The sequence below is a fragment of the Actinospica robiniae DSM 44927 genome (genome assembly GCF_000504285.1).
GTDB classification, from domain to species: domain Bacteria; phylum Actinomycetota; class Actinomycetes; order Streptomycetales; family Catenulisporaceae; genus Actinospica; species Actinospica robiniae.
This window is the reverse complement of the sequence record NZ_KI632511.1, coordinates 3193388-3205659: the sequence shown is the minus strand read 5'-3', so window position 1 is coordinate 3205659 and position 12272 is coordinate 3193388. Positions and strand designations below refer to the sequence as shown.

Annotated in this window: 7 protein-coding genes; 2 read left to right on the top strand and 5 right to left on the bottom strand. The window is 68.9% G+C overall.

Annotated elements, in window-relative coordinates; genetic code table 11:
• Positions 1 to 37 precede the first annotated feature (37 nt).
• Positions 38 to 739, bottom strand: coding sequence for a hypothetical protein (locus tag ACTRO_RS13735; protein WP_034263503.1), 702 nt, complete (start codon positions 737 to 739; stop codon positions 38 to 40).
• A 138-nt stretch (positions 740 to 877) separates the two neighbouring features.
• Between ACTRO_RS13735 and ACTRO_RS13730 the strand changes: the two genes are divergently transcribed.
• Positions 878 to 1552: a hypothetical protein gene (locus ACTRO_RS13730; RefSeq protein ID WP_157436168.1), complete on the top strand. Its 675-nt coding sequence runs from the start codon at positions 878 to 880 to the stop codon at positions 1550 to 1552.
• Between the two features lie 39 nt (positions 1553 to 1591).
• Here ACTRO_RS13730 and ACTRO_RS43290 read toward each other — a convergent pair whose 3' ends face one another.
• From ACTRO_RS43290 to ACTRO_RS13710, 4 genes are all read right to left on the bottom strand, one after another.
• A complete protein-coding gene (locus ACTRO_RS43290; protein WP_051450798.1) occupies positions 1592 to 4357 on the bottom strand; it encodes a putative bifunctional diguanylate cyclase/phosphodiesterase in 2766 nt (921 codons plus the stop codon).
• Positions 4358 to 4618: 261 nt separating this feature from the next.
• On the bottom strand, positions 4619 to 5401 hold the full coding sequence (locus ACTRO_RS13720) for a trypsin-like serine peptidase (protein WP_034263499.1): 783 nt from the start codon (positions 5399 to 5401) through the stop codon (positions 4619 to 4621).
• Positions 5402 to 5454: 53 nt separating this feature from the next.
• Positions 5455 to 6102: a hypothetical protein gene (locus tag ACTRO_RS13715; protein WP_034263498.1), complete on the bottom strand. Its 648-nt coding sequence runs from the start codon at positions 6100 to 6102 to the stop codon at positions 5455 to 5457.
• A 332-nt stretch (positions 6103 to 6434) separates the two neighbouring features.
• The gene (locus tag ACTRO_RS13710; RefSeq protein ID WP_034263496.1) at positions 6435 to 6644 is read right to left on the bottom strand and encodes a hypothetical protein; all 210 of its coding nucleotides are present in this window, start codon (positions 6642 to 6644) and stop codon (positions 6435 to 6437) included.
• Between the two features lie 566 nt (positions 6645 to 7210).
• On the opposite strand from ACTRO_RS13710, the gene ACTRO_RS13705 reads away from it, so the two are divergent.
• The gene (locus tag ACTRO_RS13705; RefSeq protein WP_051450797.1) at positions 7211 to 11494 is read left to right on the top strand and encodes a discoidin domain-containing protein; all 4284 of its coding nucleotides are present in this window, start codon (positions 7211 to 7213) and stop codon (positions 11492 to 11494) included.
• The last annotated feature ends 778 nt before the right edge of the window (positions 11495 to 12272 follow it).

Genomic DNA, 12272 nt, shown 5'->3' with positions numbered 1-12272 from the left:
GGGCCTGCGAGCCCGGGGGCGAGCCCGTGACGAGCCGTCAGGTCTGCGCGAGCGCCGCGCAGCGCCGCGGGAGGTCGACCACGCCGGGCCGGTGGTCGAAGGTGCGCATCTGCAGCCACTCGTCCAGCTGGGGGTCGAAGAGGTTCTGGACGCCGAACTGGAGGACCTGCCAGAAGGTGCCGCGGTCGTCCTGGTCGACGTAGACGTCGCCCAGCGCGAGGGGGAGCCGCAGGAAACTCCCGGGCGGGCGCTTCGGCACGACGACGCCGACCCGCCAGTGGTTCACCCGCCGGTCCGCACTGCCCTGGAGGATCTCGGAGCCGACGAAGCGCGCGCCGCGCAGGGCGTCGTTCAGCTGGGTGAGGCCGAAGCCGGGGATCCGGGAGCACGCGTGCGAGACCGGGCCGGGCCACTTGTACGTCAAGGTGTAGAGCGAACCGCGGTAGATCAGGTTCGTGAACCAGATCGGGTACCGCGGGCCGCCGGCGGTCATCTGGCTGTCGCCGTCTCTGCCCTCCCAGGTGAAGGGCACGGTGATGCCGAGGTCGCGGACGATCCACGTGCCCTTGCCGCGGAAGTCGCGGGGGAGGCGGGGCGGCGCCGGCATGTGCGAAGTGGAGTAGGCCGGCGCCGCCACCGGCTGCTCCGCGGCGTGGGCCGGCGCCGACAGCGTCGAGACGAGGGCGACCGCGCCGACGAAAGCCGACAGCGCCGCGCGATAGGGGAGTGTCCATGACATGCCGTTCATCTAAAGCCAGGATTTGCGTGCTCTGATGCCGTGGCGCGCCGCGTGTCCGGCCCGGTCCGCGTCTTTCCCCCATACGGCGGATCGGTGGGTTCCGCCCTTGTGGGAAGGACGTGATTAGCATGGCTTGTGGTGGAGAATCCGGAGGGGCCCCAGGACGCCGTTCCCCAGGACGCCGTTCCCCAGGACGCCGTCCCCCAGGACGCCGTGCCCCAGGACGCCGTCCCCCAGCAGGGGAAGGACGAGCTCTGGGCGAAGCTGCTCGACGGCGGGGTAACCGAGGTCTACGTGCCCGGATACGAGACCTCCACCTATGGACACATGAGGACCACGCTGGGCCTGGAACCGATCGTCAGTCGCCCCTACCTGTACGACCGCGAAGGTGTGCCGCGTGATGCGGCGGAGCTCGAAGAGGTCGCCCGGCAGCTCGCCGCGGAGCCGCGCTGGCTCGCCGGCGGCGGACCGTGGTTCTGGGATCGGCATTTCGCCGAGCGCGCGGAGCTCGTCCTGGTCGTCGCCCTCGATGATGCCGCATGGCACCGCAGCCACAATCAACATCCGGTCGACTACCTCGATCGCGCGGTGCGCTGGTCGGCGCGCAGGGTCGTCGCCCGCGGACGGGAGAAGGCCGGGCGCCCCGAGGATTGGGCCGAGCCCGATCGGCCCTTCCTCCAGGCGGTCTCCAGCCGGAGCGTGCTCTCGCCGATGGAAGCCGCGGTGGCCGCCGTGCGCGATCAGTATCCGGAGAAGACCTTCTTCGTGGGCGAATGGAACCTCGGACTGCTCAAGGACGTCCGCGCCCGCTGACCGAAGCAGGCGGGGGATCGCGCCGCGCGGCCGCGGCGTTCACGCATCCGGCGACGTCCGCGGGTCCTCCACCGGAAGCGGGCGGTGCGCCACCCACACCGTCGAGGCGTCCGCGGGGGTCAGCGGCCGTCCGTACAGAAAGCCCTGCCCCGCTCGGGTGCCGAGGGCGAGCAGCTGTTCGTGCTGTTCCCAGGACTCGACGCCCTCCGCCATCGTATGGATGCCCATCGCCTCGCCGATCGCGAGCAGGCCCCGGACGAGTCGGCGCATGCGGTCGGAGGTGGTGAGTCTGCTGGTGAACGACTTGTCCACCTTGATGATGTCGATCGGCATGTCGTGCAGCGAGATCAGCGAGGCGTAGCCAGTGCCGAAGTCGTCCAGCGCGATGGCGACGCCGAGGTCGCGCAGATGCTGCAGGCGCTCGCGCACCTCGACGTCGTCGTGATCGAGCAGCGCCGTCTCGGTGACCTCGAGCACCAGGTGCCTCGGCTCGATCCCGACCTCCGCGACGACGTCGCGCACCGCCTCGACGAATCCCTCTTCGCGCAGTTGACGCACCGACACGTTGACGTTGATGGAGCAGCCCGGGACGGGTCTCAGGGCACTCCAGGCCACCGCCTGTTTCGCGGCGATCCGCAGCACCTGCCGTCCCAGCTCCAGGATCTGCCCGGTCTCCTCCGCCAGCGGGATGAACACATCGGGCCCGAGCAGGCCGAGGGTGGGATGCGGCCAGCGGACCAGGGCCTCGAAGCCGAAGACCTGCCGCGTGTCGAGGTGGACGATCGGCTGGTACCAGACGGCGAGCGCGCCCTGCGCGAGCGTCTCGTCGAGGGCCGCGCGCAGCTCGGACCGGCGTACGGCCTGGTCGAGCAGGCCGGCGTGATAGCGGCGCCAGCGGTGCTTGCCCTCGGCCTTCGCCGCGTACATCGCCAGGTCGGCCGCGCGCATCAACGCGTCGGGGTCCGTGTCCCGGTCGGCTTCCTGCGCCTGCGCCTCGTCCGGCGTCTCGGGGTACGCCGCCGGCCCGAAGGCGACGAGTCCTAGGCTCGCCGCCACCCGCAGCGGTCCGGCGCTGGTCTCCAGCGGTTCGTCGAACGCCTCGCCGAGCCGCTGCGCGACCGCCTCGAGCATCGACGGGTCCGAGCGGTGCGCCATGAGCACGGCGAACTCGTCGCCGCCGAGCCTGGCCACGGCGTCCTCCGCGCGCACGTGCTCCAGGATCCGACCGGCGAACGCCACCAGCACCTCGTCGCCGATCGGATGGCCGAGGGTGTCGTTGACCTCCTTGAAGTCATCGAGGTCGATCATCAGCAGGCCCCCGGCGCCCGGGTCCTCAGCGGCCGCGTTCTGGTCCCGGAGCATCAGCAGCTGCAGCGCCTGACGGTTCATCAACCCGGTCAGCGGATCGGTCAGCGCCTGCTTGCGCAGCTCGTCCTCGAGCCGCCGCTCCTCGGTCACGTCGCGCAGCGTCAACGCGATGCCGCGCACGGCCGGATCCTCGCGCAAGTCGCTCCACCGGGCCTCGGCGCGCACGATCCGCTCGTCCGCGGACCGCACGTGTACGGCGGTCGGCCAGCGCGGCGCGGCGTGCGGATCGTCGTCGAGCTCGTCGAAGCAGTGCGCGACCCGGTCCCGGTCGCCGCCGGTGAAGAGCCCGGACACCGGGCCGCGGCCGAGCCGCGCGCCGAACAGACGCTGCGCGGAGTGGCTGGAGAAGCGCACTTCGCCGCGCGGGGAGGCCACGATGATGGAGTCCTGCGCATCCGCGATCAGGGTGTGCAGATAGGCCTGGGCCTCGCGCCGCAACGACGTGCGCTGCCACGCCCGCATCGCCTGGACGAGCCGGGCGAAGACGAGCAGGAAGATCGTGATGCAGCAGCCCACCAGCACCTGCGTGTCGCGTGGCGTGGAGCGGTAGGCGTTGACGAGCAGCAGCACCGGGCTGATCAGCGCCGCGCAGCACAGCAGCGCGATCCAGGTGCGCGGGGCGACCAGCGCCCAGGGCCGTCCCGCCGGCGGCTGCACGACCTTCGCCATCGCTGGCAGCAGCGCGGCCAGACCCCACGTGATGTAGAAGGCTGCATAGCCGATGATCTCACCGGGCGCCGACGGCCAGTCCGGGTGCAGCTCCGTCAGCGCGAAGTAGGTGTCGGAGTAGAGCGATCCGAGCGCGCCGAGCAGCAGCAGCCAGACCGGCCAGGAGCGCAGCCGCCCGGACAGCGGCAGTTGGAGCGTGAGCGCGAACACCAGCGGGTCCCCGAGCAGGTACGCGAACAGGATCGTCATGGCCAGCACCGACAGCTGCGGCAGCGGTGTGACCGGAACGCTGAACACTCCCCAGCTGAGCGCTCCGAACCCGACCGCCACGATCAGCACGTCCAGCAGGGTCCCGCGGCTGTACTCCGGCGGATCGCGCCGGACGAACCCCAGCAGCGCGTAGATCATCACCGGGTAGACGGCGACATAGATCGCGTCCGCTGCGCTGGGGAAGGGTCCGTCGCCGCCGATCGAGCCGCCGAGCGACTGGTAGACCAGGTCGGCGATGATCTCGATCGCCAGGGAGACGCCCAACAGCACCCACGGCAGCGCCGGGTCCGGCTTATGCCGCATCACTCCGACGACCACGGCGGCGAGCGCGGCGATCCCGAGCACCGCCCAGGACGCCATCTGGCCGGCCGGCAGGAGCTCGTAGCAGCCGAACGCCGCGGCCGAGATCACGAGGAACGCGGCCACCAGGCCCCGCAAGACGCGGTCGGGCCGGGCGGTGCTGGCGATCGGGTCCGTACGGGAGGGGCGGGAGGTCAACACCCGCTCCGGGCGTCGCTGCGCGGACAGCGCGAAGTGACGGTACGACCCATGGTCCGATGATGCGTCATGTCCGCGCGGATTCGCGGGAGTCACGGCGCAGTGCGACCCGAGTGGGCTGATATCACCTGAACGGGGGTTATCGAACGGATCATCAGATCGCGCGCCGATCGGGCACCGGCAGACGGGACGCGTCTGCGCGGCGGCCCGCCCGAGGTGTCGGGGAGCCGCCGCGCGCTCGCGGGGTCGATCAGGTCGTGATCAGGTCGTGCCGGGCGTGATCTGCGCCGTGAGCTCCCGGATGACGGCGTCGGTCAGGTAGACCGCCCAGTTGAACCAGGTCGTCGGATCGCCCCTGCCGAAGCCGTCGACGTGGACGCCGGTGACGGTGGCGAGTTCCGGCAGGCCGGTGTTCTTGCTGATCCGGCACACGCCGCTGCCGCTCATGCCCTTGGCCGTGCTCGCCCTGTACCTCAGGAACGCCGTGTCGGGGCTCGCGATACGGGGCCCGCGCCCGTAGTACATGGCAGGAGTCGGATCGCCGGGGTCCGGCGGCTGGGACGGGTATCCGGTGATCTGGACATCGGCGATGTCGTCCACCGCGATCGTCGCCATGGTCGGATAGACGCCGAAGTCGGGAACCTGATCGGGCCGGAGGGCGATGATCGCGTAGTCCTTCGGGCCGGCCACGTTGTTCCGATAGGTCGGCGGGATGTAGATCGCGCTTCCCGGCAAGGCGATCGCGGCCTCGCTGAGCCTGCCCAGCGTGACGGTGGGCAGGAAGACGGCATTGAGCCCCGCCCTCTGCGTCGTCTTGTCGTAGACGTTGTGCGCGGCGGTGAGGATGCCGTAGTTGTCGCCCACGCTGATCAGCGTGCCGGTGCCCAGGCTGATGGTCTCCTTCATCTCCGTGATGAGATAGCCCACGCAGCGCTGGTAGTCGTCGGTCGGCTGCTCGACCTGGAGGAGGTCGCTGCCCGGGATGATGACGTGCGGTGCGGCAACGTCTTCGGGCAACTCGCGACCCTGGTGCGTCTCGTGCATGGTGCTGGAACCCTTCGCTGTTGCGGCCCTCGGTGAGGAGGGCTCTGGGTTTGTCAGACCGCGGTCTCGCTCACGCTCCACTCGCGGCCGCGGTCGAAGGTGACCCAGAGCTCGGTGACGCCAGGGGCGTAGGAGAGGTTCTGCGAGCGGTCGGAGATCTCCTCGGCGTCGAGGGCCACGCCGGCCTCGAAGTTGCCCGCGGTGATCCAGTAGTTGGGGTGCGGGGTGAAGACCTCGAGCCGGTTGCGGGCCGCCGGGGCGGCGTAGGCGGGGGAGCCGCCGATGGCCAGGCCGATCGAGCCGCAGTTCTGGTCGGGCAGCGTGGCCAGTTCGTCGACGTAGATGTTGCCGCGCTGCGGGGTGCCCGCGGCCAGCGGGGCGAGCTGCAGCAGCGGGACACCGTCCTCGTACGTGAGCTCGACGCCGTTGTTTCCGGTGTCAGAGGGGTCGACGCCCACCTCCTGGCCGACGGTGAACATGACCGGGCTGCCGGAGTTCCCGGTCAGGCCCGCCTCGGACCACATGACCGAGTAGTCGATGGTCCACTCGAACAGCAGGTGCTGGCTGGGGTGCGCGCCCTTGGCGAACCAGGCGAGGCTGACGACGTTGTAGACGCCGAGGTCGGGGTCGTTCTGGTAGACGGCGAAGTTCTCGAAGGCGTTGGAGGAGTTGGTGACGTGCAGGCGATAGGTGGTGGACATTTGCTTTGCTCCTGAAAACGGTGTCGGCTTTGAATTTCCGGGTCCGACCTTGTTCCGGATCCGCTGATATCAGTACACCTCGTGCATCCCCGCAGCTCAATCGCGCATAAGGGTTATGATTCGTCTCTTTTCGGCGTGAATGATAAATGCACACATTCATGGACGACGCGAAGGAAAAAAACCGGTTTAGGGCACGCATCGCCGCCCCCTTCGCATCACGTATGCGGCGCGCGCGGTCCAGCGTCGTGGGTTTCGGCGCCGGCGGGCGCGACGCAAGGCGGCACCGGGGCCGACGAAGGCGATGGAAACGACGGAAAGGCGTTACGGGGCGGTCAGTAGACCAGCGTGTGCCGGTGGAGGTAGACGACGAGGGCCGGGAACTCGTCGTCGGGCTGGTCGGTGGGCTCGTAGACGTGCCGCACCAGACCCCTGATCCGCACCACCGGGACCGGTGCGGTCACCCTCACCCGCTCGCCCTCGAACGGGCCGCCGCGCAGGATCGCGTTCGGAGCGTCCTCGGGGCTAGGCCGGTCGGTGTCCATGTCCCGATCTGAACGCGCTGCGCTCTCGGCGGCAACCTGGCACGGCCAGGCGGGCGAGGCGCGTCTGCAAGAGCCCGATGATGAGTGGCAACTAATCAAGTGGTGTCCGCAATAACTCCGATAGTCCGAGGGGATCGAATCGCCTCTAGGCAGCGTAAATCGGGTGTAAGGCCCCGAGTCCTCGGAAGATCCGTGCACCGTGCGACGCCGGGGAAGATGGTCGGCTAACGGCCATTGACGAGACCGAAGCACGTATGTAACCTTCGGCCAAGGTCGCGCAAAATTTTGCCGCGATGTAGTTGTGTTTCGCACCCGGTACCGCAAGTTCCCGCAGGGACGCGCCCCTTGGTGTCCGTGCCTCCGCCCTCTCTAGCCCCGGAGAGACACGTGGTGTCGATCTCGACAGCGCGCGGACGCTCGCCACCCGCGCCGGCAGGCCCGCGTCACGCACGTCACGCACGTCCCGAACGTGACCGGTGCCGCCCGGGCGACGTCGGATCTGCCCCGGTTCCCGCCCACGCCACCGTCTAAGCAGAACACTTCTCTACGCAGAACAGGGATGACCCATGAAATGGAAGCGCGCGCCGCGGCTCCTGGCCGCAGCGTTGTCGTGCCTGCTGATATCGGCCGTGCCGATCATCACCTCCAGTGCGCCCGCGTCGGCCGCGAGTTCGAACCTCGCGCTCGGCAAGACCATGAGTTCGAGCGGCTACAACCAGACCTACGCGCCGAGCAACGCCAACGACGGGAACCAGGCGAGCTACTGGGAGAGCACGAACAACGCCTTCCCGCAGTGGCTCGAAGTGGACCTGGGCGCCAGCACCCAGGTCAACCAGGTGGTCCTGCAGCTGCCGAACGGCTGGGGGAGCAGGACCGAGACCCTGTCCGTGCAGGGCAGCACCGACAACACCAACTTCAGCACCATCGTCGCCTCCACCGGGTACGCCTTCGACGGCAGCGCGAACACGGTCACCATCAACTTCGGCCAGACCGCCACGCGCTACCTGCGGCTGAACTTCACCGCGAACACCGGCTGGCCCGCCGGTCAGCTCTCTGAGTTCCAGGTCTACGGGCCCACCACCACCTCGGCCAACCTGGCGCTCAACCGGAGCACCTCGGAGAGCAGCCACACCCAGACCTACGCGTCGGGCAACGTCACCGACGGGAACCAGAGCACGTACTGGGAGTCGAACGACGGCGCGTTCCCGCAGTGGGTCCAGGTCGACCTGGGCTCCACCGTCAGCATCAACAAGGTCGTGGTCAAGCTCCCGACCGGTTGGGGCACGCGCACCCAGACCTTCTCGGTCCTGGGCAGCACCGACAACTCCAACTTCACCACGCTGGTGACGTCGGCGACCTACACCTTCGACGGCTCCGCCAACACGGTGACGATCAACCTGAGCGCCACAACCACCCGCTACGTGCGGCTGAACTTCACCGCCAACTCGGTCCAGAACGGCGGCCAGGTCAGCGAGCTCGAGGTCTACGGCCCGACCAGCGGTGACACCCAGGCGCCGACCGCCCCGACCAACCTCGCCTACACCCAGCCGCAGTCCGGCTCGATCGCGCTGAGCTGGAGCGCCTCCACCGACAACGTCGGCGTCACCGGGTACGACGTCTACCTCAACGGCTCGCTGATCACCAGCGTCCCGGGCACCGCGACGACCTACACCGACAGCGAGCCGGACACCCTGACCGCGACCTACTTCGTGCGCGCGCACGATGCCGCGGGCAACCAGTCCGGCAACTCCAACAGCGTCACCCGCACCGGCCAGACCGGCGACCAGACCGCGCCGACCGCGCCGTCGAACCTCGCGGTGACCACGCCCGTATCCGGCACCGTGAAGCTGACCTGGTCCGCTTCCACCGACAACGTCGGGGTCACCTCCTACGTCGTCTACCGCAACGGCGCCGTCGACGCCACGGTCAGCGGCACCACCCTGACCTACTCCGAGTCCCAGGCGGACACGGCCACGGTCATGTACTACGTGGTGGCCAAGGACGCGGCCGGCAACCAGTCGCAGCCGAGCAACACCGTCACCCGCACCGGCTCCGGAGGCGGCACCACCGGCACCAACCTCGCCGTCGGCCGCCCGACCACCGGATCGGCGTACACGTACATCTACGCGCCGGCCAACGCCACCGACAACGACCTGACCACCTACTTCGAGGGCTCGTCCTACCCGAGCACCGTCACCACCAGCCTGCTCGGCAACGCCCAGCTCAGCTCGGTCGTGGTCAAACTGAACCCGTCCTCCGCCTGGGGAGCGCGCACGCAGACGATCGCGGTGCTCGGCCAGGACCAGTCCGGCGGCGCGTTCGTCACGCTCGCGGCGGCGCAGTCGTACTCCTTCGACCCGAACACCGGCAACTCGGTGACGATCCCGGTCAGCGGCAGCTACCAGAACATCGAGCTGTCGATCACCAGCAACAGCGGCGCCCCCGGCGGCCAGGTCGCCGAGTTCCAGGTCTTCGGCACCCCGGCGCCGAACCCGGACCTGACCGTCACCGGCTCGTCCTGGACGCCGAACAGCCCGATCGAGACCGACTCGATCACCACCTCGGCCACCGTGGCCAACATCGGCACCGCGGCCTCGCCCGCATCCAGCGTGAACTTCTACCTGGGCTCGACGAAGGTCGGCAGCGCGACCGTCCCGGCGCTCGCCGCCGGCGCGACCACGACCGTCTCCGCCAACATCGGCACCGAGAGCGCGGCCACGTACTCGCTCACGGCCAAGGTCGACGAGGCGAACACGATCGTCGAGCTGAACGACTCCAACAACTCCTACACCAACCCCACCTCGCTCGTCGTCGCGCCGATCCAGAGCGCTGACCTGGTCGGGGCCACGTCCTGGACGCCGAGCAACCCGTCGCCGGGCAACAGCGTGGCGTTCACGGTGGCGCTCAAGAACCAGGGCAACATCGCCACCAGTTCCGGGGCCCACAACATCACCCTGACCGTCGTCAGCTCCACCGGGGCGACCGTCGCGACCCTCACCGGCTCCACCACCGGCACCATCGCCGCCGGCGCCACGGTGAACGTCAGCATGGGCTCGTGGACCTCGACCAGCGGCAACTTCACCGTCAAGACCGTGATAGCCGCCGACAGCGCCGAGCAGTCCGTCAAGCAGGCGAACAACACCAGCAGCACGACGCTGTTCGTCGGACTCGGCGCCAACATGCCGTACGACAACTACGAGGCCGAAGCCGGCACCGTCGGCGGCGGCGCGGTCGTGCTCAGCCCGAACCGCACCATCGGCGACCTCGCCGGCGAGGCGTCCGGCCGCCAGGCCGTCACCCTCGGCTCCACCGGCAGCTACGTCCAGTGGACCTCGCGCGAGGCGACCAACACGTTCGTGGTCCGCTTCTCCATCCCGGACGCCACGGGCGGCGGCGGCATCACCTCGACGCTCGACCTCTACGTCAACGGCACCCTCGTCCAGCCGCTGAGCCTGACCTCGCACTACGCGTGGCTCTACGGCGCCGAGACCGGCCCGGGCAACGACCCGAGCGCCGGCAGCCCGCGGCACATCTACGACGAGGCGAGCTTCGTGCTCCCCGCGACGTACGCCTCCGGCAGCACGATCAAGCTGCAGAAGGACGCTGCGAACACCAGCACCTACACGATCGACTTCATGCAGCTCGAGCTGGCCACCCAGACCGCCAACCCGAACCCGGCCACCTACGTCACGCCCACCGGTTTCGACCAGGCGTCCGTGCAGGCCGCGTTCGACAAGGTCCGGATGGACACCACCGGCACGCTCGTCGGCGTCTACCTGCCGGCCGGCCAGTACTCGGTGACCGGCAAGTTCGAGGTCTACGGCAAGCCGGTCCAGGTCGTCGGCGCAGGGGTCTGGTACACCCAGTTCAACGCGCCGGCCGGCCAGGAGGACACCGACGTCGGCTTCGACCTGCAGTCCGGGGTCAACGGCTCGTCCTTCAGCGGGTTCGCCTGGTTCGGCAACTACGACCAGCGGATCGACGGCCCGGGCAAGGTGTGGAACCTGAGCAACGTCTCCAACATCACCATCAACAACGTCTGGGTCGAGCACGAGGTCGTCGCGGTCTGGGGCGCCTCGAAGGTGTCGAACTCCACGTTCGAGAACATGCGCATCCGCGACACCTACGCGGACGGCATCAACCTCACGAACGCGAGCACCGGCAACCTGATCACCAACGACGAGGCCCGCGCCACTGGTGACGACAGCTTCGTGCTGTTCGCCGCCGAGGACCAGGCCTCCGGCAACCTCGAGAACAACACGATCTCGAACGTCACCTCGCTCTTCCCGTGGCGCGCGGCCGGTGTCGCGATCTACGGTGGCGACAACAACACGGTGAAGAACTTCTACGTCGCCGACACGCTCTGCTACTCCGGCCTGACGGTCAGCTCGCTGAACTTCGGGTATCCGTTCCAAGGCTTCGGCACCTCGCCCACCACGATCCAGAACTTCTCGCTGGTGCGCGACGGCGGCCACTTCTGGGGCGGGCAGGTGTTCGGCGCCGTCTGGATGTTCAGCGCGACCCAGCCGTTCCAGGGCATCCGGATCAGCAACGCGAACATCTCCAGCCCGACGTACTCCGGAATCATGTTCCAGACGGACTACGTCGGCGGCCAGCCGGTGAACTCGTTCACCGACACCACCTTCACCAACACCACGATCACCGGCGCGCACCAGAGCGGTGACGCCTACAACGCCAAGTCCGGCTACGGCATCTACGGCAACCCGTTGCCGGAGTCCGGGCAGGGCCCGGCGGTCGGATCGGTGACCTTCACCGGCCTGACCGAGAGCGACAACTACATCGACATCTACAACCCGTCGTCCCCGACCTTCACGATCACCGTGAACTAGCGGCGCGGTAGCAACGCGGCGGAGCTCCTGCCTCGAGGGTGCGGTTCCCGGCATCCTCGAGACAGGGGCTCCGCCGACCTTCACGATCACCGTGAACTAGCGACGCGGTAGCAACGCGGCGGAGTTCCTGCCTCGAGGGTGCGGTTCCCGGCATCCTCGAGACAGGGGCTCCGCTGTCGTCGATCTGTGCGTAGAGCACGGCCCCCGGCTAACGCGACTTGATGATCGGCTGAGTGTTGGTGGGGTGTGGTGGCTTGTCGGGTCGGGGTGGCCTTCGTCGTGGTGTGGGCGGCCGCTTCGCTCCGCCCTGTTTGTCTGTCCACCCGCCCACCCGTTGCGTTGGCGGGGTGGGCTGCGGTTTCAAGATCAAAAGCTGCCTCCGGCGGGCCCTTCCTCGGAGAGATTGCCGGGTCTGCGTTGTTGCTGGCGTTGACGGGCCGGGCTGGGGTTCGGGGTGGTGGGGTTGCGGGGGCGTGCTCTCTCCTCGGTCGGTCCCCGGAGGCAATCAGGAACCTGCCGGGAGCTCAAGCGGCGGACGGCTTCCGCTGATGGTCGATTGTGCAGGGCGCCGCTTGACCTCCCGGCAGAACCCTGATCGGGCTTCGCCTGCCCGACCGAGGAGAGAGCCCACCCCCTGGGGAGTGGTGCGAGCTGCGCTCGGGCCGGGGCCCGGCCGGTGGCCCGGCCGCGCTCGGTGCGGAAGGATTCTGCATCACCTTGATCTGATCACCCCGGTCTTCGCTCCGCGCGAAGGCGTCGATGCCCGGGTCGGGCCCGA